Source organism: Amnibacterium kyonggiense, from assembly GCF_004364555.1.
Taxonomy (GTDB): domain Bacteria; phylum Actinomycetota; class Actinomycetes; order Actinomycetales; family Microbacteriaceae; genus Amnibacterium; species Amnibacterium kyonggiense.
Genome location: NZ_SOAM01000002.1, coordinates 976,860 through 997,725, shown reverse-complemented (window position 1 = coordinate 997,725; position 20,866 = coordinate 976,860). Strand labels below are relative to the sequence as shown.

Here is a 20,866-nt window from a genome sequence, read left to right as displayed (position 1 = left end):
TGGTGATCGGGACCAGGGCGCCCAGCGCGATGGTCGTGGTGGCGGTGGTGATGGCCAGAAGGCGTCTCATGGAGACCTCCGAGGTCGTGGAGACCGAACCATAAAAAATTCAGGTTCGTCGCTCGCGGTGCCGCGCCGACGTTGTCGAAGAACAACTTCCCCGACCTGTTGGCTGCTTCGTTCGTGTCGATGGTGGAGAAGGTGACGGTCTTCAACACGATTCCGCGTTCCGCTGGCGGCTCATGGGAGTGGGTGCGCGACTCGCACACGCTCGTTCGCTACCGCGAGGTTGGTCGGTTCGCCTGGTCTTACCTGACGGCGACCGAGGTAGCCGACTTCAATCGGCTGGGTCTCAGATGATCCAGTCGTTGCTCGACCTCGTTGTGCGCGTCCGCACGCTCTCCGGTCGCCCGCTCGATGACGCAGGGCTCGACCAGATGCGTCAGCGGGTGCTCGGTCTGTCGCAGGCGGAGGCCACTGCGCAACGCAACACGTTGAAGCGACTGCTCGAACACCACGCGGGCACGACGGCACCGAACCGGAACCGGCCCTGAGCGGAGAATCTTCGCCGTGACCGAGGACGAGCGTCAGCGAGCAGCCGACGGGCTCCGTCGCCTCCTTGGTGACATCGAGCAAGGGCGACTCGTCGCCTCCGACACAGAAGCGGCGTACATCGCCGGGGCGCTTCAGGCACTGACGGAGGGCTAGTTCTCGTATACAAAGGGTTGCACTCGTCAAATGCACCCGGCAGCACATTGACTCGCAGTCAAATTTCACCTCGCGGAATGTGGAGAACAAGAAATAGACGTTGAGGGGGAGCCCTGTGGATAAGCGGACATCGACGTGCCCGCGGAGAACTAGGTTGCCCCCTGGACGAGGACGTGGAGCGGCGCTGCCCGGCGTGCGGAACCCCGATGCTGCCGCGCACGCTGAGCGTCGGCACCGTCATCGACACCTGCCCGAACTGCGGAATGACAGCGGTGTAGTTCAAGCCCAGAACTGCGGCCAGCCCCAGGTCTGAAGCATCAGCGGCGGTTCGAAGTCGTACTCAAAGATGTGCGTGGTGATCGCGAGCGCGAAGGCGTCGAAGGCGGCCTCGTCGTGCAGGAAGTAGGTGCGGCGCTCCTCGCCGTCGAGTGCGAGGAAGGCGAACCACCGCCTGTCCGAGGCCAGCCCGAGCAGATCGATCTGCTCGGGCGTCAGTTCAAAGAACTGCGGCGGCACGTCGGTCACGACAGCAGGCTCTCGATGCGAACACGGCCAGGACCACGACCGGTGTCGATGGTGACGGCGACCAACCTTGTCGCAATCGTCGTGCGGTCCGCTGCGGGCAGCAGGTCCCACCGTGCGTTCAGTTCGGCTTCGGTGCCCGTGCCGAGCCGCTCCAGCGCAGCCGCGAGCAGGTAGTCGGCTCGTTCGGCCTCCAGCAACGCGAGGTCGGCGTCGATGGCCCGCAGGTCCCGTGCCACGTCTGCCGCCGTGACCGGAGCATCGGCATCGTCCACCAGCCGGTGCAGTCGTCGCTGCCGGGCTTCGAGGTCGCCGCACAGGGTTGCGATGGTGCTGAGGTCGCGCGGCAAGTAGTCGAGCACAGGCGCCGAACGCCCAGCGATCAACTCGGACACCGCGTCCCGCACCCGAGTCTCGACGTACGCCAGCACGATCTGTGGGTGCGTCAGCCCGTCGCCGCGAGTCCGTCCTTCCATGCGGGCGGTGCACACCAACCGCATCGCCCCGTCCGCGCGGATGTACCGGTGCATCGCGGACCCGCACGTGCCGCAGGTACCGATCCGGGTGCGGTCCGAGCCGGGTAGCGGTGGCCGCAGCGCCTCCCGTCCGAGCCGAGCCAGGAGGGCGTCGTGATGGAACTCGCCCAGCACCTGCCGTGCGATGGGCTTGCGGAGTGCTCGCTTCACCTGAAGGAACCTCCACGGGTTCCCGCGGGAGGTGAGGAAGCCCGCGTGGTTCCACTCCAAAGCCACCTGCGCGAGCGTGGCGGTCGTGGTGGTCAAGGCCGACGCGGCTCGACGGATCGCCTCGGCCTCCTCGTCGGTCGTGCCGAACTGATGTGCCTGCATGACCTTTGTTATCGGCACGAGGAGATGGGACTGCATCTCGTGCCGTACGAACTCAGGTCCACGGGCATGTCCGAGGCGTGACGTACACCTGCGGCCATGAACTGCCAGCACTGCGGAGCGATCAACCTCGTCGCGGTGCTGCTGCCCGGTCACGCCGAGGCCGAGGCCGTCATCTGCCTGACGTGTACCGCGGTCCAGCCTGTCGAGCACGGTGCCGAGGTTGTGGGGGAGTAGACGGTCACCATGGACATCGCGAGCGTCATCGCCGCCTGGGTCGGGGCCGCAGCGGGCGTTGGCGCCCTGGTGTGGCAGATCGCGACCTGGCGGCGGTCGAAGCACGCGGTGAAGGTGGTCGTGAAGGTGTCGTTCCCGCCGACCTGGGTCGAGGTCATCGCGGTGAACTCGGGGTCGGACCCGGTGACCGTGACGAACTGGGGGATCGGACTGGACACGCGCGAGCAGGCGCACGTCACCCAGTCAGGCCCAGGGACCACGCTGCTGCCGCACCGACTGGAGGGCGGGTCGGAGGCGAAGTTCCTCGTACTCGGCAAGGACCTCCGCCGCCTCCATGACGAGCGAGGGGTGCCGTTCAGCAAGATGCATGGATGGGTCCGGCTCGCGACTGGCAGGCGAGTCGAGTCCCGTCGCGGACTGCCGATGAAGGACTGATGCGGGATCAGGTCTGCTACCGATCTGCTACCGATTGCTACCGCCGACAGGGCAGAATCTGCCGTGGCGATGTTGACTCTTGGTCAGTAACTGAGCGGAAGTTGGCGAAGCGGCAGGGGTGGCACTCCAGTCTTCCAAACTGGTGGTGCGGGTTCGATTCCCGTCATCCCCTCCGCGGAACTCCTGATCGGCTGAGCGTGCTGCCCGAGAACGGGAACTCAGCGGCGGACAGCCCGGACCGCGAGCAGCGCGACTCCAGCGCCGATGACGCTCCCGAGGACGACGGTCGCGATGAGTAGCAGCGGCACGTGCACCACGACGACCTGGACCTCGCTCACGGGTCGACCTGCTCGCTCCGCCTCATGACGACAACAATCGCCAGCATCAGAGCCGCGATCCCGAACGGGGTGAGGTCGATCATGTCCGGGCTGATTCCGGTGAAGTCGCGGATGCCGTCCTGGCCGATCCACGCGACGTGGCCGAGCCGGATGTCGGACCAGGCCGTGATCACCTGTGCGACGACGCGGCCGATCGTCAAGGTGACCGCGGCGGAGAGCAGCACGCGCGAGGCGCGGCGGTCCGGGTTCCGACGCCGCAACCGCAGCAGGGCCGCGCCGACCATCGCGGCAACGACGGCGACCGTCGCGCTCCAGACGGTCCCGCCGATGGTGAGCGCGATCCTGGTCGCCAAGTCCAGTCCGCTGACGCCTGCGGTGAACTCGGTAGCGGTGACGGTCGTGCCGTCCGCGATGTACGGCCCGCCCGAGTAGGCATGCGTGCCCGCGGTCGGATGCAGGGGCGCCGAGGCGTACAAGGGCACCGGGATCGGCGCTGTCGAGGTCGCGGCCGAAACCGTGACTGCGACGCCGGTGACGAAGACCACCGCGAAGATCACCGCCCCCGCGTACGCCAGCAGGGCGAGGGGCAGTAGCACCCATGCCAGCGGTTCGCGAGGCTGCGTCTTCACGGGAGGGGAGGCGACGACCACGCTCGCAGCCTGGCGGCTCGGTGCGGCAAAGGCAACGTCGGAAAGGTCTGGGTCTGCGGTCCTACGGCTTCGTCTCCTGCTTCACGGTCCGTCCGTCGGGTACACAATTCGGATGCGGACGAGCAGGACCGAGGTGGCACTCGCGATGACGGGGCTCGTGGGGGTGCTGGTCGTGCTCACCGGCTGCTCCACGAGCCGTCAGAGAGCGCCGTCGAGGTGACCTCCAATGTGGCGACCGTGACCGCCGCGGCGACCCCCACGCCGACGCCCACCCCGCCCGGTCCGGCTGACGCAGCCGCCGCGGCGAAGGCGATCCGGTCCTCCGCGAAGCACGTGGCGAAGGTCGTCGAGGTCACCGAGGACAACGACCCGAACAAGTTGATCGGACGCTCCAACGGGTACGTCTCCGCCGCGGTGCTGTACGACTCCAGGACCGCATGCAGCGACGGGCTCGGTGCAGACTGCGGCGCCATGGTCGAGCAGTGGGGGAGTCCCGCGGACGCGAAGCAGCGGTCCGAGTACATACAGAAGATCTTGAAGGCGAGCCCGGTCCTCGGCTCCGAGTACGACACGGTTCAGGGGTCGTTCCTGCTCCGCGTCGCAGGCGACCTGAAGCCGTCGCAGGCGAAGACCTACGCGTCCCTGTTCGAGGAGCAGTTCCAGAACTGACCTTCGGCGCGAACTTCCGCACGCTGAAGCCTCCCGCGATCGCGCCCTGGCGTCCTCGTCAATGACTGAGGAGCAGCACGCCGGCTAGGGAGACGCAGACCGAGATGGGAACGTAGATCGACACGCGCTCCCGGAGGCTCGCCGGCGTCCCTCTCCAGCCGTTCCTGCGAACCGCGACGACGATGAGCGCGACGGCCACGAGCAGCAGGATCGCGGCGAGGATCACCGCGAGGGAGGCATGCACGACGTCATCCTCCTGGGCGGATCATCCGATCTCCCTCAGCGCACGACGGTGACGGACACGACGGTCAGGTGCATGGTCGCGGTCACGACGAGCATCACCGCTGCTGCGAGCACGATGAGGAGCCCGATGCCGGTCGCGACCACCGGAACTCCGACCGCTGCTGATCGTCGGCGTGCGGTCACGACCTGCACGACGCCGCTGAAGAAGACGACCAGGCCGAGCAGCAGCACGGCGATCATCACGAGCAGCATCGCGACGGTGGCAGGCACGGTCGGACGCTACCGCTCTGCCGCGGCAGCGAGAGCCGGTGCGCCGCCTACTCGCGGCCGAGCACGACGACACCCAGCAGTGCAGCGAGCATCGCGAGCACGAGTGCGCGCCGCCGTCGCACGTGCGCGCCACGCGGCGGGACGCCATGGTGGGATGAGCGCTTGAAGGGCCTGGACATCCCCGGACTGTAGGCCCGTGGGCTCACCGCTTCCGGGTCAGCTCGCAGAGCAGGATCGAGCCGAGGATCGCGACGGCCGCGAGAACCGTCGTGGTCGCCAGCTGCGACAGCCGCGAGGCGAGGGATCGACGGACGACCTGCTCCGGCATCACCACTCCGTCCTCCAACTCGGTCAGCAGGGAATCCACGGTGGAGGCAGCCACCGCTGCACCGTACGAAGCCGATCTGTTCACCCGGTTCGCGTTCGATGCCTGCCGGCTCGGTCCTCGGCATGCCACGTCAGTCGCCCTCGACCTGGTGCCGCAGCTGCGCCGCGAGCTCGGCCCGGCGCTGCAGCAGCGTCGCCCGCCGCGCGTCCAGCTCGTCCTCCGCCTGATGCGCGAACCAGCCGCCGGCTCCGCCCGCGCGCATGCCGAATCCGAGCGTGCGACGCTCGCGCTCCGCCAGTTCGTCGAGCTGGGCGTCGACGGCACGGATCGCGTTCGCAAGATCCGCCTCCGCGGCGGTCAGCGACACCTCATCCACGGTCCGGACCATAGCCCTCGCCTCCGCCGGACTCCGTTCAGATGCCCCGAAGCACGGGCTCCTACCCTCGACACATGTCGAGCGAGCGTCGCTGGGGACACAGCATCTGGGTGTGGCGCGCCCTGCTGGCGGGCGCCGTCGCCGCGGTCTGCCTGCTGCTCTTCTCCTTGACTGAGCAGGGGCGGATCTTCTCGGTGATGCTGCTCATCGCGGACGCGTTCATCGCGGTGTCGCTCTTCATGGGCTGGGCCCGCATGGAGCGGTTCCGACTCGAGCTCGACCTCGGTGACGACGAGGACCGCCGCTCCTTCTGAGCCCATCCGGCGCGGCCGATGCTTCGTCGCGACCGCGCTGCGCTGAGCCTCAGCCCTCGGCGGGCAGCTCCTCGAGGTCGGCGGCGATGCGGCGGAGGGTCGCGAGCTCGTCGCCGAAGCGCTCCTGCTGCCGAGCGACTGCGGTGATCAGGCGGCGCCGGCCCTCGTCGTCGATGCGGCCGGTCAGTCGGAGGATCGTGAACCCGACGCCGAGCAGGGCGAAGTCGGTGTCCTCCGTCTCGTCCAGGCCGGTCGCGTCGAACTCGTCGTCCTCGAGCTCCAGCACGTCTTCCGCGAGGTCGCGCAGCGTCACATCGGGATCGAGGGGCGTGAAGTCCTCCACGATCTCCGCCATCGCGTCCCAGCCCTCGTCCGAGCCGAAGGGCGCGAACTCGTCGCCCTGGTCGTCGTAGAGCGGGTCGGAGAAGATCCGGCGGAACGCGGGATGCGCCGGCGGCAGCTCGAAGTCCTCGTCGTCGAGGTCCTCGTCCTGCTCCTCCTCGTCGTCGAGCTCGAAGCGGTCCGGCGATGCGTCCTGCGGGCGATCCACCCGCTGACCGTAGCCAGCCGGCCGGGCATCCGCGCTGTGCGGCACGGCGGTCAGCTCCCGCTCGCGATGCGGGCGAGATCCGCGGGGATCAGCGGCAGGCCGTCGCCCGACACCGTCTGCCGCAGCAGGACCACGGCGAGCAGCACGCCGGCGATGACGGCGAGGGCGAGGAGCAGCAGGACGGCATCGGCGGGGCGACGTCGGAGCACGCCTCCTGGCTACGGGCCCCCGGTGAACCGCTCGGGTTGCGCGGGTGAACGCCGAGCGCAGGCCGATCGAACAGGTGCGGCATCCGCGCGGCTGCGGCCGGAGGTCGCCGCTTCGTACGATCAGGCATGACGCGTTTCGGCATCGACGCCCTCGCCGCCATCCGGCTCGCTGAGGAGGGGCGCGGCGCAGCCGACGGCGACCAGCTGGTCGCACCCGCGATCCTCCGCTCCGACGCCCTCCGCATCCTCTACGCGCAGGTGCGCGCGGGGGAGCGGGAGCAGCGGCAGGCGCTCGACCTCGTCCGGGTCATCGCGAGCACGCCGATGCGAGTCCTCGGCGACAAGGTCTCGATGCGGACGGCCTTCACGATCGCCGCGGCCCTCGACCTCGAGGACCCGGGTCCGGCCGCGTACCTGTCGGTCACCCGGCTTCAGGCGGACGCCCTCGTCGCGCTCGACCCGGCGATCGCGGCCCTGGCGGAGGGCGTCGTGCCGACCGCGCCCTGGGAGGCGCTCGCCCGCTGAGCGGCCCGGTGCACCCAGCGCACGTACGGCGAGCACCGGTTCGATGTGCAGCACCCATTGAGGAGAACGCCGTGCGCCGATCCGTCCGCATCCTGACGCTCGCCGCGATCGCGCCGCTGACCGCGCTCGCGCTCGCCGCGTGCACGCCGGGCCAGCCGCTGCCACTGCTGACCTCCACCACCCCGACCCCCACCACGACGGTCGCGCCCGGACCGACCGTGGCGGTGATCGCGACGCTCGCGCGGCGCGAGGTCGGCGAGGGCACGGTCGTCGCCGTCGCCGACGAGGCGGCCGGAACGGAGTGGGACGTCCGGGTGGTCCTCGCCGACGGCTCGGTGCAGGAGGTGCACCTCTCGACCGACGGAGCGGTGGTCGCCGGGCCGAGTTCGGACACGACCGACGCGGACGTCGAGTCCGCCAACCGCGCCCTCGTGGCCGCCGCCTCGATCACGCTGGCCGCCGCGCACACGCGGATGCTCGCCGCGGTACCCGGCGGCCGGGTCACGGCGATCGAGCTCGACGAGTACGAGGACCGCGTGGTGTGGCGCGGCGACGTCCTCCTGGACGGACTCCGTCACGACGTGCGCATCGACGCGGTCAACGGCTCCGTCCTGCTGGACCAGGCCGATCGGGATCCGAGCGCGAGCCCGTCGACGCCCACCGGCTCCTGACGCCCTCGTGGAGCACCGGCGGACTCGGAGGTGGCTCCTCGTAGATTCACCCCCGACTCCGTTCATGACAGAGAGGGATCTCATGGCGCTCGGCACCCTGCTCCTCCGCCTCACCGTCGGCGGCCTGTTCGTGGGCCACGGCCTGCAGAAGCTGACCGGAGCCTTCGACGGCCCCGGCCTCGACGGCGTCGAGGGGATGATGCAGAACCTCGAGATCCACCCGCCGCGGCAGAACGCCGTCGCCGTCGCCGCGACCGAGACGTTCGGCGGGGCCGCGCTCGCGCTCGGCGCCGCCACCCCCGTCGCCGCTGCCGGCCTCATCGCGACGATGGTCACCGCGGTGCGCAAGGTGCACCTCAGCAACGGCGTCTGGAACAGCAACGGAGGCTGGGAGTTCAACGCCGCGCTCGCGGCCGCGGCCGTCGCCGTCGCCTCCGACGGACCGGGCGTCGTCTCGATCGACGCGATCTTCGGCAAGTCGAAGTGGGGCTTCGGCGCGGGCGTCTTCGCCCTCGTCGCCGGCGTCGCCGGCTCCTTCGCGGTGACCGAGTACGCGAAGCGCGCGAAGCCGGCGGAGGACGCCGCCGCTTCCTGACTCGCGCACAGCGCGCACACACGGGCCGCTCAGACGGCTTCGGCACCATCGTCCCCGACGAACGGAAGGACAGCATCCACGTGAGCAACATCGAGACGCCCACCAACGTCGAGGCCAAGACCGAGCCGGTCCTGGACCAGACCCAGGCGAGCGCGGAGGACATCAACGGCTCGCAGCAGTTCCTCGCGCCGGTCGTGATCGCCATGCAGGCGCTCGCGATCGACGGCAAGCAGGCGCACTGGCACGTCCGCGGCGAGAACTTCATCGCCGTGCACGAGCTGCTCGACAAGGTCGTGAAGCACGCCGGCAAGTACGCCGACCTCGCCGCGGAGCGCATCGTCGCCCTCGGCCTGCCGGTCGACGCCCGCCTGACGACCATCGCCGCCAAGAACCCGCTGCCGGAGATGAAGGACGGTTTCCAGAACTACGGCCCGATGATCCAGCAGGTCGTCGCGCAGATCGACGCGGCCGTCGCCGTCGTCCGCGAAGCGGTCGAGGGTCTCGACGACATCGACCTGAACAGCCAGGACGTCGCCATCGAGATCGAGCGCGGGCTCGTCGAGGACCGCTGGTTCCTCGCCGCCCACCTCGCGACCGACTGAGTCGACCCGAGCATCGGAGGGGCCGTCCCGGCATCGGGACGGCCCCTCCGCCGCTGTCCGGGGCGCGCTCGCCGCGGGACTCGCTAGACTTCCCGGCGGTCGTTTTCCGGTCCCACCGCGGCGCTCCCACCAGGGTCGCCTCCGCGGGGCGTAGCTCAGCTTGGTAGAGCACCCGCTTTGGGAGCGGGAGGCCGCAGGTTCGAATCCTGTCGCCCCGACCGACAGCGGTGCGCGGACCGGACGCGCAACACGACGTACGACAAGGATCGAGGAACACGTCCATGGTCACCACGACCGTCGAGAAGCTGAGCCCGACGCGGGTCAAGCTCGCCATCTCCGTCAAGCCGGACGAGCTCAAGCCGAGCATCGCCCACGCCTACAGCCACATCGCCGAGGACGTGCAGATCCCCGGCTTCCGCAAGGGCAAGGTGCCGCCTCCCATCATCGACCAGCGCGTCGGCCGCACCGCGGTGCTCGAGCATGCCGTCAACGAGGGCCTGGACGGCTTCTTCCGCGAGGCCGTCGCGGCGAACGACATCCAGCCGCTCGGTCGCCCGGAGGCGGACATCACCGCCTGGCCGGACGCGAAGGACTTCTCCGGCGACCTCGAGGTCACCGTCGAGGTCGACGTGCGCCCCGACATCGAGCTGCCGCCGCTCGAGCAGCTCACCGTGATCGTCGACCCGATCGAGGTCACCGACGCGGACATCGCGCAGCAGGTCGACGAGCTCCGCGGCCGCTTCGGCACGCTCAGCACCGTCGAGCGCCCGGCGAAGAGCGGCGACTTCGTGCAGATCGACCTCATCGCCACGATCGGCGACCAGCAGGTCGACTCCGCGAATGCGATCTCCTACGAGATCGGCTCCGGCGAGCTGATCGAGGGCATCGACGAGGCGCTCGAGTCCCTCACGGCGGGGGAGTCGACCACGTTCAAGTCGACGTTGCTCGGTGGCGACCACGAGGGCGAGGAGGCGGAGATCGCGGTCACCGTCCTCGCCGTCAAGGAGCGCGAGCTGCCCGACCTCGACGACGACTTCGCGCAGATGGCGAGCGAGTTCGACACGCTCGAGGAGCTCCGCGCCGACGTCCGCCGCCAGGTCGAGTCGCAGAAGAAGTTCGAGCAGGTCTCGCAGGCCCGCGACAAGGTCGCCGACGCGCTGCTCGCGAAGGTCGACGTGCCCGTGCCGGCGTCCCTCATCGAGGACGAGGTGCACCGTCACCTCGAGAGCGAGAACCGCCTCGAGGACGACGTGCACCGCGCCGAGGTGAAGGAGGCGTCCGAGAAGGCGTTCCGCTCGCAGCTGCTGTTCGACAAGGTCGCCGAGGTCGAGAACGTCGGCGTCTCGCAGGACGAGTTCGCGCAGTACGTCGTGCAGTCCGCGCAGCAGTACGGCATGCAGCCGCAGGAGTTCATCGAGGTCCTGCAGCAGAACAACCAGCTGCAGTCGATGTTCAGCGAGGTCGCCCGCAGCAAGGCGATCGGCGTCCTGCTCGGCAAGGTCGAGGTCGTGGACACGACCGGCGCCGCGGTCGACATCAGCGAGTTCGTCGTCGCGAACGACCCGGCCGACGTGGCGGACGAGGAGACGGACGCGCCGGTCGAGACCGTGCCGGCCGCCGAGCTCGACACGGTCGTCGAGGCCGAGCAGCTCGCGGACGACGCGGCGGACGCGGAGGCCGAGGCCGAGAAGCCCGCGCCGAAGAAGCGCGCGCCCCGCAAGAAGGCCGCCGCGACGCCGGAGGCCTGAGCCTCCTCCTGACCGGAACCGGGTCGTCGGTCCGTGCGCGCGCACGGTCCGGCGACCCCTTCCTGGTCTGATGGGCGGATGCCGTTCGAGCTGCGCGACGCCGGTCCCGAGGACGCCCCGGCGCTCGCGGACATCCACCTCCGGGCGCGAGCCGCCGCCGGCGATGCGTTCCCGCCTCCGGCGCACGCCGACGAGGAGCTCCTGCCGCACCTGCTGCAGGACGTGCTGCCGGTCGCGGAGGTGCGGCTCCTGCTGCGCGACGGCGTCCCCGTCGGATACGCGACGCTCGAGGGCGACCTGCTGGCGGACCTGTACGTCGCGCCGGACGAGCAGGGGTCCGGCGCGGGCACGGTGCTCCTCGACGACGCGAAGGCGCGCCGACCCGAGGGCCTCCGGCTCTGGGTGTTCGAGAGCAACTGCGCGGCGCGCGGGTTCTACGAACGCCGCGGTTTCGTCGTCGTCGGCGGGACCGACGGCGACAACGACGAGGGCGCGCCCGACCTGCTCATGCGCTGGCCCGGAGCCGACCGCTGAGCTCAGGCCGGGCGGTCGGGGTCCTCCCGGTCGGCGGCCGCGATCGCGGGCGCGAGCTCGTCCTCGGTCAGCAGGTCGTCCCGGTAGTTGCCCGTGCGGTAGGCGGAGCGGGCGACGATGTGCGCGGAGACCGGGACGGTCACGAGCTGCAGCCCGGCGACCGGGATCAGCGCGGGCACCAGGTCCCACCGGCCGTTCGCGACCGCGATCGCCGCGAGCACCAGCAGGAGCCCGAGCACCTGCGGCTTCGTCGCCGCGTGCAGGCGGGCGAGCGCGTCGGGGAAGCGCACGAGCCCGATGCCCGCGGAGACCGTCAGCAGCGCGGCCCCGAGCAGCAGGAGGTCGGCGAGGAGCGTCATGCGTCCCGTCCCGTCGGTCGGAGGTCGTCCCGGTCCAGGTCCTCGGGGTCGAGCCCCTCCACGTGCCGCCTCGTCGCCTCGAGCACCGCGGGGGCGCCGTCGACGGTCGCGAGCGGGTCGTGGCCGGCGTCATCGGGGTCCGGTCGGTCGTGCTTCGACACCGCCCGCGCGACGGCGATCGTCGCGAAGCCGGCGGCCCCCGCGAGCACCAGGAGCACCGGGAGGAGATCGGCCCGGCGCTCGAGTGCCATGAACGCGCCGAGCACGAGCATCGTCGTCGTGAGCAGGACGTCCGAGGCGATCATCCGGTCGAGGATGGTGGGGCCGCGGACGACTCGGAAGACCGCGAGCGCGGCGCCGGCGGCGAACAGCAGCGCGATCAGCGCCGTCAGCACGGCATGGACGCTCATCGGACCACCTCCTGCTCGCCCGGCGATCCGATGGCCCGGACGAGGCGCCGTTCCGCGATGAGGGCGGAGTCGCGGGCCTGCTCGAGCCGCTCCGGCGTGCCGCCGCGCAGGACGTGGAGGTAGAGCACCGACTCCGCGCGGTCGACCTCCACGATCACCGTGCCGGGGATCAGGGAGGTGACGATGCCGGTGAGGGTCAGCACCAGGTCGTCGCGGGTCCGCAGCTGCACGGCGATCACCCCGGACCGCGGTCGCCGCGACGGCGAAAGCGCGGCGACGGCCTGCGCCGCGACCTGGACGGAGGCGATCACGACCTGGCCGAGGAACCACCCGAGCAGCGCGAGCGCCGCGAGCGGACGGAATCGGCCGACGTGCGGCACCGGCGGCAGGTCGAAGATCCGCACGACCAGGAGGGCCGTCACGACGCCGGTGAGGATCGTGAGCGGTGCGACCGACCGCCAGAGGAGCAGCCAGAGGACCACGAGGCCGATGACGAGGGGCGGTCCCGTCGTCCACCGGCCGGCGCGCTTCCGCGATGCGTCGGTCATCGGCCCAGCACCCCCTGCACGTACACGTCCCAGTCCTGCAGCGTCGCACCGGCCGCCGACGCGTAGGCGTACAGCGGTCCCGCGAACACGGTGATCGCGACGCCGAGGAGGACCATGCCCGCGGTCGCGAGCACCATCGGGGCGGCGAGGGCCCGGGTGGCGACGGTCTCGGGCCGGAACGGGTCCTCGTGCAGCTCATCGGTGAGGCGAGAGCCCTCCGCCACCTGCGCGGCGGGCCGCCAGAACGACACGTTCCACACCCGGACCAGCGGGTAGAGCGTCAGGAGGGAGGTGAGCGTCGCGACGCCGACCACGACGTAGGCGAGCGGATCCCGGTCCGCGACGCCGGCCTCCAGCAGCCCGAGCTTGCCGAGGAAGCCGGAGAACGGCGGGATCCCGCCCAGGTTCAGCGCGGGGATGAGGAACAGCACGCCCAGGAGGGGCGACGCGGCGAGCAGGCCGCCGAGGCGGGTGATGGTCGTCGTGCCGGCCCGGCGCTCGATCAGGCCGGCCGTGAGGAACAGCGTGGTCTGCACGACGATGTGGTGCACCGTGTAGAAGATCGCGGCGGCCGTGCCCGCCGCCGTGCCCAGCCCGACGCCCATGATCAGGTAGCCGATGTGGCTGACGAGCGTGAACGACAGCATGCGCTTGATGTCGGCCTGCGCGATCGCGCCCAGCACGCCGACGAGCATCGTCAGCGCCGCGATCACGAGCAGCAGGGGATTCAGCTCGGGGCCGGGGAAGAGCGTCGTCTCCGTGCGGAGGATCGCGTACACCCCGACCTTCGTGAGCAGGCCCGCGAACACCGCCGTGACGGGCGCCGGGGCCGTCGGGTACGAGTCCGGCAGCCAGAACGCGAGCGGGAACACCGCGGCCTTGATGCCGAACGCGGTGAGGAGCATGACGTGCAGCAGGATCTGCACGCCCGGCGGCAGCACCGCGACGCGCTCGGCGATCTGCGCCATGTTCACCGTCCCGGTGGCGGCGTAGATCGCGCCGACGGCGGCGAGGAACAGCGTGGAGGACACCAGGCTCACGACGATGTAGGTCGTCCCGGCGCGGATCCGCGGCTGCGTGCCGCCGACGGTGATGAGCACGTAGCTCGACACCAGGAGGATCTCGAACCCGACGTAGAGGTTGAAGAGGTCGCCCGCGATGAACGCGTCGAAGACGCCCGCGGCGAGCACGAGGTACGTTGGGTAGAAGATCGAGACCGGCGCCTCCCGGTCGTCGCCGTCCGCGCTGCCCTGCCCGATGGAGAACACGAGGACCGCGAGCAGCACGGCGGCCGAGACCGTGAGGAGCAGCGCCGAGAGGCGGTCGACGACGAGGACGATGCCGAACGGCACCGGCCAGCCGCCCACCGGCATGACGAGCATGGAGCCGTCGGCGACGGCGGCGATGAGCGCGATCCCGACGCCGAGCACGGCCGTGAGCACGACCGCCGCGACGGTGCGCTGCACCCGCGGCCGGCCGGAGGCGAGCAGCGCCGCCGCGGCGCCGAGGATCGGCAGGACGACGACGAGCGGCACGAGGGCGGTCATGCGGTGCCTCCCGGTCGGTCGAACTCGCTCTCCTCGTCGACCTCCGGCGCATCGGGCTCCGGCTGCTCGCCGAGCCCGACGGCGGCGTCCGCCTCGTCGCGCTCGATGCGGTCCTCCTGCGCGAGCCGCCAGGAGCGGTAGACCAGCGCCATCAGGAACGCCGACACCGCGAAGGTGATGACGATGGCGGTGAGGATCAGCGCCTGGGGGAGCGGATCGGACGACCGCCCGCTGCCGGCGATGGGCGGCGCCCCGGGCGGGCCCGCGAGGGACAGCAGCAGCAGGTTCGTCGCGTTGCCGATCAGCAGGATGCCGATGATGATGCGGGTCACGCTCTTGTCGAGCAGCAGGTAGACCCCGCAGGCGTAGAGCACGGCCATGGCGCCGAGCAGGGGGACCGAGACGCTCACGCGCGCACCTCCTCGGCGGACGCCGCCTCGTACTCCCGGTCGAGCTCGCCGCCGAGCGACCGGAGCACGTCGAGCACGACGCCGACCACGATCAGGTACACGCCGATGTCGAAGATCGCCGACGTGCTGAAGGACACCTTCCCGAACCAGCCGAGGTCGGCGCCGAGGTAGTGGGAGGTGAGCGCGGCCTCGCCGAAGGCGAGCGGCACGACCGCCGTGCCCACGGCGAGCACGAGGCCGAGCCCGAGCAGCACGCCCGCGTTCAGCGGGGCCGCGAGCCCCAGCTCGTAGCGTCCCGCTGCCAGGTAGCGGCCCGTGAGCGCGAGGCCGGCCACCAGGCCGCCCGCGAACCCGCCGCCGGGGTCGTTGTGCCCGGCGAAGAGGAGGTAGACCGACACGACGATCGTCGCGTGGAAGGTGAGCCGGACGGCGACCTCGAGCAGGATCGACCGGTGCTCGGGCCGCAGCGTGCGACCGGCGAGCAGCCACGTGCCGCTCGTGACCTCGGGATCGATCGGGCGGGTCCGCCGGAACGCGCGCCGCCGGTGCCCGCGGAGCGCCGGGAGGCGGTCCGAGCGGCCGCCCACGAAGACGAGGCTCGCGACGCCGGTCGCCGCGGCGACGAGCACGGTGATCTCGCCGAAGGTGTCCCAGCCGCGGATGTCGACGAGCGTGACGTTGACGACGTTGTTCCCGTGCCCGATCTCGACGGCGAGCCGCTCGAACGCCTCGGAGACCGGCGTCGCCGTCCGCGCGGCGAGCGTCGTGAGCACCACCGCGACCATCACGCCGGCGACCGCGACGCCGAGCAGGATCCGGATCACGGGGCGCGTGCTCGCGTGCGCGACGCCGAGGCGCGCGGGCAGGCGGCGGAGCACGAGCACGAACGCGATGAGGGTGACGAGGTCGACGAGCACCTGCGTGAGGGCGAGGTCGGGGGCGCCCTGCAGCCCGAAGAGCACGGCCATGCCGAGGCCGGTGACGCCGGTGAGCACCACGGCCTGGAAGCGCTTGCCCGCGACCGTCGCGGCGATCGCGGCGACCGCCATGAGCGCGGCGGTCACGATCTGCGCAGCGGGAGCGAAGAGCCGCGGGGCCGCGAGGATGCCGGTCGAGAGGAGCACCGCGCCGACGCCGCCCGCGAAGACGGTCAGGATGACGGCGACGTACCGGGCGAGCGACCCGGTCTGGATCGTCGCGGTGGTGCGGGTCGCGACCACGTCGATGCCGCGCAGCGTGCCGCGGTAGACGTCCTCCGCGCTGCGCCGCGGGTGCAGCGCCTCCTGCACGCCCGTCAGCCGATCGCGGAGGAGGAAGAGCCCGATGCCGCCGGCCAGCGTCACGCCGGACAGCAGCAGCTCGAGCGTCGGGCCGTGCCAGAGCACGAGGTGCACCGGCTCGCCGGCCATGCCGTGCGCGGCAGCCTCCGCGGCGGGCTCGACGACCAGCCCGGCGAGCGGGCCGAGGAGCAGGGAGGCGGCGGCGAGGACCGCGGGCGGGGCGAGGAACGCGATCCGCTCCGGGTCGACCTCCGTCTGCACGACGCCGCGCTTCGTCGCGAAGGCGCCCCAGACGAATCGCAGCGCGTAGGCGACGGTGAGCACCGAGCCGATGACGACACCGGCGACCGCGACCGCGCCCCACGGCTGCGGGCCCTCGCCGAGCGCGATGAGCGCGCCCTCCTTCGTCACGAACCCGAGCGTCGGCGGCACGCCGGCCATCGACGCGGCCGCGACCGCCGCGACGGCCGCGAGCACGGGCAGGCGCCGGCCGAGGCCGGAGATGCGGCGCAGGTCCCGGGTGCCGACCGCGTGGTCGACGACGCCCGTGACGAGGAAGAGCGTGGACTTGAACAGGGCGTGCCCGACGAGCAGCGCGAGCGCGGCCGTCTCGCTCGCGGCGGTGCCGAGGCTCGCGACGATCGTCAGGAAGCCGAGCTGGGCGACCGTCCCGCCCGCGAGCACGAGCTTCAGGTCGTGCTCGCGGAGCGCCCGCGCGCCGCCGATGAGCATCGTCACGACGCCGAGCGAGACGAGCGCCTCCCGCCAGCCGGGCGCCGCCGCGAAGCCCGGAGCGAGCCGCAGCACGAGGTACACCCCGGCCTTCACCATCGCGGCGGCGTGCAGGTACGCGGACACGGGCGTCGGGGCGGCCATCGCGCCGGGCAGCCAGAAGTGGAACGGGAAGACCGCCGACTTCGTGATCGCGCCGAGGAGCACGAGCGCGACGCCGACGATCACGACCGGATCCGAGAGCGGGGGAGGGGCGGCGACCAGGCCGGACAGCGTCGACGTCCCGGACGCCTGCTGCAGCAGGACGAGCCCGGCGAGCATCGCGAGGCCGCCGAGCGTCGTCACGAGGAGCGCCTGCAGGGCGGCGCCGCGGCTCGCGCGGCGGTCCGAGTAGTGCCCGATCAGCAGGTACGAGAGGACGCTCGTCAGCTCCCAGAACGTGAAGAGCAGGTACACGTCGTCGGCGACGACCAGCCCGTACATCGCCCCGGCGAACGCGGTGAACGTCGCGGCGAAGCGGCCGAGCGACGGCTCGTCGTCGTGGAAGTACGAGACGCAGTAGAGCAGGACGAGGGCCCCGACCCCGGTCACGACGAGCGCCAGCGTCCAGGAGAGCGGGTCGAGGCGGAGGTCCAGGGCCAGCCCGAGCTGCGGCACCCACGACGTCCGCTCGCGGACGCCGCCGTGCAGCGCATCGCCGCTCCGCGCCAGGGTCACCGCGAATGCGAGCGTCGGCGGGACGGCCGCGACGAGGAACGCCTTCGTCCCGAGCCTCGGGGTCAGCAGCGGCAGCGCCAGCGCGGTGAGACCGAACAGCAGGAGGAGGAGGAACACGGCGGGCTCCCGTCGCGAAAGGCGGGCGGACGTCGGACGGCCGGAGACCCGCTCCGACGCTGCGAACCGTATCGGCGGGACCTTGGTCGCAGCCGTGAGCAGCGGGCGAACGCCGACGGCGAACAGGGCCGTCTGAGCGTGGAGGGCTCACTACCGTTGGCACCACGCTTCGAGCCGCGGGGATCGGGGCTCGACGGACCACACGAGAAGGAAGTGCTGCGAATGGCCGACTTCAGCCCGACGCCAAGCGTCTTCGATCGCCTGCTGCGCGATCGGATCATCTGGCTCGGCAGCGAGGTTCGCGACGAGAACGCGAACGAGATCGCCGCCAAGCTGCTCCTGCTCGCCGCTGAGGACAGCGAGAAGGACATCTACCTCTACATCAACTCGCCCGGCGGCTCGATCACAGCCGGCATGGCGATCTACGACACGATGCAGTTCATCCCGAACGACGTCGTGACGGTCGGCATCGGCATGGCGGCTTCCATGGGCCAGTTCCTGCTGACCGCCGGCACGAAGGGCAAGCGCTACATCACGCCGAACGCCCGCGTGCTGCTGCACCAGCCCTCCGGCGGCTTCGGCGGCACCTCGTCCGACATCCAGACGCAGGCGCAGCTGATCATCGACATGAAGAACCGGCTCGCGAAGATCACGGCGGACGCCACCGGCCACACGGTCGACCAGGTGAACGCCGACGGCGACCGCGACCGCTGGTTCAACGCGGACGAGGCCCTCGAGTACGGCTTCGTCGACCACATCCGCGCCTCCGCGGCCGACGTCACGGGCGGCGGGGGAACCGACGCCAAGACGTCCGTCAGCGCGGCCGACCTCTGATTCCCGGGGAGGGAACGCACATGAACTGGATCAATTCGGCTCAGCCGGGCGGCACCGCCGCCTCGCCCAGCGCTCGGTACATCCTGCCGAGCTTCGAGGAGCGCACGGCCTACGGCTACAAGCGGCAGGACCCGTACGCGAAGCTGTTCGAGGACCGCGTCGTGTTCCTCGGCGTGCAGGTCGACGACGCCTCGGCGGACGACATCATGGCCCAGCTCCTCGTCCTGGAGAGCCAGGACCCCGAGCAGACCATCCGGATGTACATCAACTCGCCCGGCGGCTCGTTCACGGCCATGACGGCGATCTACGACACCATGCAGTACATCCGTCCGCCGATCTCCACGGTGGTGCTCGGCCAGGCCGCCTCGGCAGCCGCGGTCATCGCCGCAGCGGGCACGCCCGGCATGCGCCTCGCGCTGCCGAACGCGCGGATCCTGATCCACCAGCCCGCCACCTCCGGCGGCTCCGGCGGTCAGGCGAGCGACATCGAGATCCAGGCCGCCGAGGTGCTGCGCATGCGCACCTGGCTGGAGGAGACGCTCGCCCACCACTCGAAGCGCTCCGTCGAGCAGGTCAACCGCGACATCGAGCGCGACAAGATCCTGAACGGCCAGGACGCGCTCGAGTACGGCCTGATCGACCAGGTGCTCTCGAGCCGCAAGCAGGTCCCGGCGACCCCGGCGCTCACGCCGGCCTGACCCGATCAGCAGGACCCGGAGGGGCCGCTCACCGTGCTCGGTGAGCGGCCCCTTCGCCGTCCAGCAGCGGTGCGAGCGCTGGGAGTCCCCTGAGCGTCGATGACGATCGGGGCCTTCATCGCCTCCTTCTTCCCGAGGGCGTCGCCGAGCAGGCGCGCCCGGAGAACCGAGGAGGACCACCGTGACCGACGCCCCCAGCACGACCCCCGCAGCGACCAGCGGAACGGGCTCGCGGCCCGTCTCGCCCCGATCCGCCGAGCGCGCCCGCGTCGATGCGATCGCCCGGGCGGCCGCGACCGCCGCGACCGGGGTGCAGGGCGTGCACGCGATCGGCACGGCGTTCGCCCGCACGATCGGCTCGTTCCGCGCCGGACCGCTGACGACGACGTCCGTCCCCGGTGTGCGGGTGGACCTCGACGGCGGTCGGGTGGCCGTCGGCATCGGGATCGTCGCCGCGTACCCGGAGCCGGTCGGGCAGGTCGCCGCCGAGGTGCGGTCGCGCGTCCTGGAGGAGCTGAGGGCCGAGCAGGACGCCGTGTCCGTCGACGTGCAGGTGCTCGACGTGCACGGCCCGTTCGACCCGGTGGAGCCGAAGCAGACGCTGGAGGAGGCGCTCGAGCCGGCCTCCGTCCGCGCCTCCCGCGCCGCGGCCGCTCGCGCCGCCGCCGCCGCGGAGCGCGCGCGGGACGCCGCGGCGGACGCGGCCGCGACCGCGTCCGACCGCGCGGCGGACGTGCGCGACCGTGCCGCGGACGTCGCGTCGGACACGGCCGACCGCGCCACGGAGGCCGTGTCGGACGCCGCGGACGTGGTCGCCGCGGCGAAGGACCGGGCCGCGGACGCGGTCGGCGACGCGGCCCGTGCGGCGGCGGCGCAGGCGGAGGACGTCCGCGACCGGGCGTCCACGGCGGCTGCCGATGCGGCGGACCGGGTCGCGGACGCGGCGGACCGCGCGGGGGACCGGGCGGCGGACGCCGCTGCTCGCGCCGCCGACGCCGGCCGGAGCGCGGGCGAGCGCGCCGGGGACCGCGTGCAGGCCGCCGCGGAACGGCTCGACGAGGCCGTGCAGGGCCGGGCCGACGAGCGCGCGACCGCTCCGGAGGGCGGCGCCGACGCGACCCCCGCCGAGGACGCGGACCTCGAGGACGTCGCGGACCGCGTGCACGACGTCGCGGCCCGGGCGGACGCGGTCGCGGCCGAGGTCGACGACCTCGCGGACGCCGTCGACGACGCCGAGCGCGGACGCACCGGGCGATGAGGACCGTCCCGATCGGCCGCGGCCCGCGGCTCGACGCGGAGAACCTCCTCCATCACCGGCGTCCGCGCGCCGTGTGGGCCGCGTTCATCACCTCGACCGTGCTCGTCGTGATCGCGGTGGTGGGGGTGCTGCTGCCGATCCTCGGCTTCATCGGCGCGGCGGTCGCGGCCACCGCGGGCGTGCTCCGCGTGCCGGTCGGCGGCATCGTCGGGGCCATCGCGATCGGGTACGTGCTCGCGCTGGTGCTCCTCGTGTTCTGCGTGCGGCGCACGAACGGCGCGGCGGCCTGGGTGCTCGGCGTCGCCGCGGTGATCTCCGCGCTCGCCGTCTCGGTCTGGCCGATCGTGGCCGTCGCGCTGAGCGGCGTCGCGCAGGTGCAGGACGTCGAGCCCTTCATCCAGGAGCTGATCGCCCGGGTGCTGAACCGCTGACGACCGGCTCGACGCGCACCACCCGTCACTCCGGTCACACGCGCCCCGCCCGTGTCCGCCGCGCGCGAACGGGGGGACGACCCGCTGGCGTCGTACCACCGCCGCCTGTCGGACGGCGGGTTAGGCTCGGGGCTGATCGATCGACACCCGGGGGAG

At 71.7% G+C, this 20,866-nt stretch carries 32 protein-coding genes and 1 tRNA gene; 17 read left to right on the top strand and 16 right to left on the bottom strand.

Features of this window, described 5'->3' with window-relative positions:
- Positions 1-141 precede the first annotated feature (141 nt).
- The 3 genes from CLV52_RS13135 to CLV52_RS18755 are packed head-to-tail and all read left to right on the top strand — an operon-like array spanning position 142 to position 708.
- Positions 142-360, top strand: a complete 219-nt coding sequence (locus CLV52_RS13135) for a hypothetical protein (RefSeq protein ID WP_133766744.1) — start codon at positions 142-144, stop codon at positions 358-360.
- Positions 357-554, top strand: coding sequence for a hypothetical protein (locus CLV52_RS13130; protein WP_133766743.1), 198 nt, complete (start codon positions 357-359; stop codon positions 552-554). The genes CLV52_RS13135 and CLV52_RS13130 overlap by 4 nt, the downstream gene beginning before the upstream one ends.
- 16 nt (positions 555-570) lie before the next feature.
- A complete protein-coding gene (locus CLV52_RS18755) occupies positions 571-708 on the top strand; it encodes a hypothetical protein (protein WP_211342687.1) in 138 nt (45 codons plus the stop codon).
- A 279-nt stretch (positions 709-987) separates the two neighbouring features.
- On the opposite strand, the gene CLV52_RS13120 is transcribed toward CLV52_RS18755, so the two are convergent.
- Positions 988-1,233, bottom strand: a complete 246-nt coding sequence (locus CLV52_RS13120) for a hypothetical protein (RefSeq protein WP_133766742.1) — start codon at positions 1,231-1,233, stop codon at positions 988-990.
- Positions 1,230-2,288, bottom strand: coding sequence for a hypothetical protein (locus CLV52_RS13115; protein ID WP_133766741.1), 1,059 nt, complete (start codon positions 2,286-2,288; stop codon positions 1,230-1,232). Before CLV52_RS13115 ends, CLV52_RS13120 begins: the two co-directional genes overlap by 4 nt.
- Before the next feature lie 33 nt (positions 2,289-2,321).
- Here CLV52_RS13115 and CLV52_RS13110 point away from each other — a divergent pair, with 33 nt between their 5' ends.
- Positions 2,322-2,747 (top strand): hypothetical protein, encoded by a 426-nt coding sequence (locus CLV52_RS13110; RefSeq protein WP_133766740.1) that lies wholly within the window; start codon positions 2,322-2,324, stop codon positions 2,745-2,747.
- A gap of 334 nt (positions 2,748-3,081) precedes the next feature.
- On the opposite strand, the gene CLV52_RS13105 is transcribed toward CLV52_RS13110, so the two are convergent.
- Positions 3,082-3,714, bottom strand: coding sequence for a hypothetical protein (locus CLV52_RS13105; protein ID WP_133766739.1), 633 nt, complete (start codon positions 3,712-3,714; stop codon positions 3,082-3,084).
- Between the two features lie 249 nt (positions 3,715-3,963).
- Between CLV52_RS13105 and CLV52_RS13100 the strand changes: the two genes are divergently transcribed.
- Positions 3,964-4,404: a hypothetical protein gene (locus CLV52_RS13100; protein WP_133766738.1), complete on the top strand. Its 441-nt coding sequence runs from the start codon at positions 3,964-3,966 to the stop codon at positions 4,402-4,404.
- 58 nt (positions 4,405-4,462) lie between these two features.
- On the opposite strand, the gene CLV52_RS13095 is transcribed toward CLV52_RS13100, so the two are convergent.
- The 5 genes from CLV52_RS13095 to CLV52_RS13080 form a co-directional block, all read right to left on the bottom strand.
- Complete coding sequence (locus tag CLV52_RS13095; RefSeq protein WP_133766737.1) at positions 4,463-4,648, bottom strand: hypothetical protein; 186 nt, start codon at positions 4,646-4,648, stop codon at positions 4,463-4,465.
- A gap of 35 nt (positions 4,649-4,683) precedes the next feature.
- Positions 4,684-4,917 (bottom strand): hypothetical protein, encoded by a 234-nt coding sequence (locus CLV52_RS13090; protein ID WP_133766736.1) that lies wholly within the window; start codon positions 4,915-4,917, stop codon positions 4,684-4,686.
- A 47-nt stretch (positions 4,918-4,964) separates the two neighbouring features.
- Positions 4,965-5,096, bottom strand: a complete 132-nt coding sequence (locus CLV52_RS19090; RefSeq protein ID WP_281276076.1) for a hypothetical protein — start codon at positions 5,094-5,096, stop codon at positions 4,965-4,967.
- Positions 5,097-5,119: 23 nt separating this feature from the next.
- Positions 5,120-5,299, bottom strand: a complete 180-nt coding sequence (locus CLV52_RS13085; protein WP_133766735.1) for a hypothetical protein — start codon at positions 5,297-5,299, stop codon at positions 5,120-5,122.
- Between the two features lie 76 nt (positions 5,300-5,375).
- Positions 5,376-5,621, bottom strand: a complete 246-nt coding sequence (locus CLV52_RS13080) for a hypothetical protein (protein ID WP_133766734.1) — start codon at positions 5,619-5,621, stop codon at positions 5,376-5,378.
- A gap of 74 nt (positions 5,622-5,695) precedes the next feature.
- On the opposite strand from CLV52_RS13080, the gene CLV52_RS13075 reads away from it, so the two are divergent.
- Positions 5,696-5,935 carry a hypothetical protein gene (locus CLV52_RS13075; RefSeq protein WP_133766733.1) on the top strand — a complete coding sequence of 80 codons (240 nt, stop codon included), beginning with the start codon at positions 5,696-5,698 and terminating at the stop codon, positions 5,933-5,935.
- Between the two features lie 49 nt (positions 5,936-5,984).
- Here CLV52_RS13075 and CLV52_RS13070 read toward each other — a convergent pair whose 3' ends face one another.
- Both CLV52_RS13070 and CLV52_RS18475 read right to left on the bottom strand, forming a co-directional pair.
- Positions 5,985-6,485: a hypothetical protein gene (locus CLV52_RS13070; protein ID WP_133766732.1), complete on the bottom strand. Its 501-nt coding sequence runs from the start codon at positions 6,483-6,485 to the stop codon at positions 5,985-5,987.
- Positions 6,486-6,535: 50 nt separating this feature from the next.
- Positions 6,536-6,694, bottom strand: coding sequence for a hypothetical protein (locus tag CLV52_RS18475; protein ID WP_162850844.1), 159 nt, complete (start codon positions 6,692-6,694; stop codon positions 6,536-6,538).
- Positions 6,695-6,820: 126 nt separating this feature from the next.
- On the opposite strand from CLV52_RS18475, the gene CLV52_RS13065 reads away from it, so the two are divergent.
- From CLV52_RS13065 to CLV52_RS13035, 7 genes are all read left to right on the top strand, one after another.
- A complete protein-coding gene (locus tag CLV52_RS13065) occupies positions 6,821-7,219 on the top strand; it encodes a hypothetical protein (protein WP_133766731.1) in 399 nt (132 codons plus the stop codon).
- A gap of 71 nt (positions 7,220-7,290) precedes the next feature.
- Positions 7,291-7,890 carry a PepSY domain-containing protein gene (locus tag CLV52_RS13060; protein ID WP_133766730.1) on the top strand — a complete coding sequence of 200 codons (600 nt, stop codon included), beginning with the start codon at positions 7,291-7,293 and terminating at the stop codon, positions 7,888-7,890.
- Between the two features lie 64 nt (positions 7,891-7,954).
- Positions 7,955-8,485, top strand: a complete 531-nt coding sequence (locus CLV52_RS13055; protein WP_133766729.1) for a DoxX family protein — start codon at positions 7,955-7,957, stop codon at positions 8,483-8,485.
- A gap of 131 nt (positions 8,486-8,616) precedes the next feature.
- Positions 8,617-9,087 carry a Dps family protein gene (locus CLV52_RS13050; RefSeq protein ID WP_246018130.1) on the top strand — a complete coding sequence of 157 codons (471 nt, stop codon included), beginning with the start codon at positions 8,617-8,619 and terminating at the stop codon, positions 9,085-9,087.
- A 144-nt stretch (positions 9,088-9,231) separates the two neighbouring features.
- Positions 9,232-9,305, top strand: a tRNA-Pro gene (locus tag CLV52_RS13045).
- A gap of 63 nt (positions 9,306-9,368) precedes the next feature.
- Complete coding sequence (tig, locus tag CLV52_RS13040) at positions 9,369-10,835, top strand: trigger factor (RefSeq protein WP_133766728.1); 1,467 nt, start codon at positions 9,369-9,371, stop codon at positions 10,833-10,835.
- A 78-nt stretch (positions 10,836-10,913) separates the two neighbouring features.
- Complete coding sequence (locus tag CLV52_RS13035; protein ID WP_133766727.1) at positions 10,914-11,369, top strand: GNAT family N-acetyltransferase; 456 nt, start codon at positions 10,914-10,916, stop codon at positions 11,367-11,369.
- Between the two features lie 2 nt (positions 11,370-11,371).
- Here the strand turns inward: CLV52_RS13035 and mnhG are convergent, their stop codons facing one another.
- From mnhG to CLV52_RS13005, 6 genes are read right to left on the bottom strand one after another with little or no spacing between them, the layout of a single operon-like run.
- Positions 11,372-11,728 carry a monovalent cation/H(+) antiporter subunit G gene (gene mnhG / locus CLV52_RS13030; protein WP_133766726.1) on the bottom strand — a complete coding sequence of 119 codons (357 nt, stop codon included), beginning with the start codon at positions 11,726-11,728 and terminating at the stop codon, positions 11,372-11,374.
- On the bottom strand, positions 11,725-12,138 hold the full coding sequence (locus tag CLV52_RS13025) for an MrpF/PhaF family protein (RefSeq protein ID WP_133766725.1): 414 nt from the start codon (positions 12,136-12,138) through the stop codon (positions 11,725-11,727). Before CLV52_RS13025 ends, mnhG begins: the two co-directional genes overlap by 4 nt.
- The gene (locus CLV52_RS13020) at positions 12,135-12,686 is read right to left on the bottom strand and encodes a Na+/H+ antiporter subunit E (RefSeq protein ID WP_133766724.1); all 552 of its coding nucleotides are present in this window, start codon (positions 12,684-12,686) and stop codon (positions 12,135-12,137) included. The genes CLV52_RS13025 and CLV52_RS13020 overlap by 4 nt, the downstream gene beginning before the upstream one ends.
- Positions 12,683-14,233: a Na+/H+ antiporter subunit D gene (locus tag CLV52_RS13015; RefSeq protein WP_133766723.1), complete on the bottom strand. Its 1,551-nt coding sequence runs from the start codon at positions 14,231-14,233 to the stop codon at positions 12,683-12,685. The genes CLV52_RS13020 and CLV52_RS13015 overlap by 4 nt, the downstream gene beginning before the upstream one ends.
- Positions 14,230-14,643: a Na(+)/H(+) antiporter subunit C gene (locus CLV52_RS13010; protein WP_133766722.1), complete on the bottom strand. Its 414-nt coding sequence runs from the start codon at positions 14,641-14,643 to the stop codon at positions 14,230-14,232. The genes CLV52_RS13015 and CLV52_RS13010 overlap by 4 nt, the downstream gene beginning before the upstream one ends.
- On the bottom strand, positions 14,640-17,489 hold the full coding sequence (locus tag CLV52_RS13005) for a Na+/H+ antiporter subunit A (RefSeq protein ID WP_133766721.1): 2,850 nt from the start codon (positions 17,487-17,489) through the stop codon (positions 14,640-14,642). The genes CLV52_RS13010 and CLV52_RS13005 overlap by 4 nt, the downstream gene beginning before the upstream one ends.
- A gap of 222 nt (positions 17,490-17,711) precedes the next feature.
- Between CLV52_RS13005 and CLV52_RS13000 the strand changes: the two genes are divergently transcribed.
- The 4 genes from CLV52_RS13000 to CLV52_RS12985 all read left to right on the top strand — a co-directional run bounded on the left by CLV52_RS13000 (position 17,712) and on the right by CLV52_RS12985 (position 20,710).
- A complete protein-coding gene (locus CLV52_RS13000) occupies positions 17,712-18,323 on the top strand; it encodes an ATP-dependent Clp protease proteolytic subunit (RefSeq protein ID WP_133766720.1) in 612 nt (203 codons plus the stop codon).
- A 20-nt stretch (positions 18,324-18,343) separates the two neighbouring features.
- Entirely contained in the window at positions 18,344-19,021 is a 678-nt protein-coding gene (locus CLV52_RS12995; RefSeq protein ID WP_133766719.1) for an ATP-dependent Clp protease proteolytic subunit, read from the top strand.
- A gap of 181 nt (positions 19,022-19,202) precedes the next feature.
- Positions 19,203-20,279, top strand: coding sequence for an Asp23/Gls24 family envelope stress response protein (locus CLV52_RS12990; RefSeq protein ID WP_133766718.1), 1,077 nt, complete (start codon positions 19,203-19,205; stop codon positions 20,277-20,279).
- The gene (locus CLV52_RS12985; RefSeq protein ID WP_133766717.1) at positions 20,276-20,710 is read left to right on the top strand and encodes a hypothetical protein; all 435 of its coding nucleotides are present in this window, start codon (positions 20,276-20,278) and stop codon (positions 20,708-20,710) included. Before CLV52_RS12990 ends, CLV52_RS12985 begins: the two co-directional genes overlap by 4 nt.
- The last annotated feature ends 156 nt before the right edge of the window (positions 20,711-20,866 follow it).

Bases quoted from the DNA above. Each gene is read 5' to 3' on its own strand.
- CLV52_RS13130 (WP_133766743.1), top strand. From the start codon at position 357: ATGATCCAGTCGTTGCTCGACCTCGTTGTGCGCGTCCGCACGCTCTCC.
- CLV52_RS13110 (WP_133766740.1), top strand. From the start codon at position 2,322: ATGGACATCGCGAGCGTCATCGCCGCCTGGGTCGGGGCCGCAGCGGGC.
- CLV52_RS19090 (WP_281276076.1), bottom strand. From the start codon at position 5,096: ATGTCCAGGCCCTTCAAGCGCTCATCCCACCATGGCGTCCCGCCGCGT.
- CLV52_RS13075 (WP_133766733.1), top strand. From the start codon at position 5,696: ATGTCGAGCGAGCGTCGCTGGGGACACAGCATCTGGGTGTGGCGCGCC.
- CLV52_RS13065 (WP_133766731.1), top strand. From the start codon at position 6,821: ATGACGCGTTTCGGCATCGACGCCCTCGCCGCCATCCGGCTCGCTGAG.
- CLV52_RS13055 (WP_133766729.1), top strand. From the start codon at position 7,955: ATGACAGAGAGGGATCTCATGGCGCTCGGCACCCTGCTCCTCCGCCTC.
- tig (WP_133766728.1), top strand. From the start codon at position 9,369: ATGGTCACCACGACCGTCGAGAAGCTGAGCCCGACGCGGGTCAAGCTC.
- CLV52_RS13035 (WP_133766727.1), top strand. From the start codon at position 10,914: ATGCCGTTCGAGCTGCGCGACGCCGGTCCCGAGGACGCCCCGGCGCTC.
- mnhG (WP_133766726.1), bottom strand. From the start codon at position 11,728: ATGACGCTCCTCGCCGACCTCCTGCTGCTCGGGGCCGCGCTGCTGACG.
- CLV52_RS13025 (WP_133766725.1), bottom strand. From the start codon at position 12,138: ATGAGCGTCCATGCCGTGCTGACGGCGCTGATCGCGCTGCTGTTCGCC.
- CLV52_RS13020 (WP_133766724.1), bottom strand. From the start codon at position 12,686: ATGACCGACGCATCGCGGAAGCGCGCCGGCCGGTGGACGACGGGACCG.
- CLV52_RS13015 (WP_133766723.1), bottom strand. From the start codon at position 14,233: ATGACCGCCCTCGTGCCGCTCGTCGTCGTCCTGCCGATCCTCGGCGCC.
- CLV52_RS13000 (WP_133766720.1), top strand. From the start codon at position 17,712: ATGGCCGACTTCAGCCCGACGCCAAGCGTCTTCGATCGCCTGCTGCGC.
- CLV52_RS12995 (WP_133766719.1), top strand. From the start codon at position 18,344: ATGAACTGGATCAATTCGGCTCAGCCGGGCGGCACCGCCGCCTCGCCC.
- CLV52_RS12985 (WP_133766717.1), top strand. From the start codon at position 20,276: ATGAGGACCGTCCCGATCGGCCGCGGCCCGCGGCTCGACGCGGAGAAC.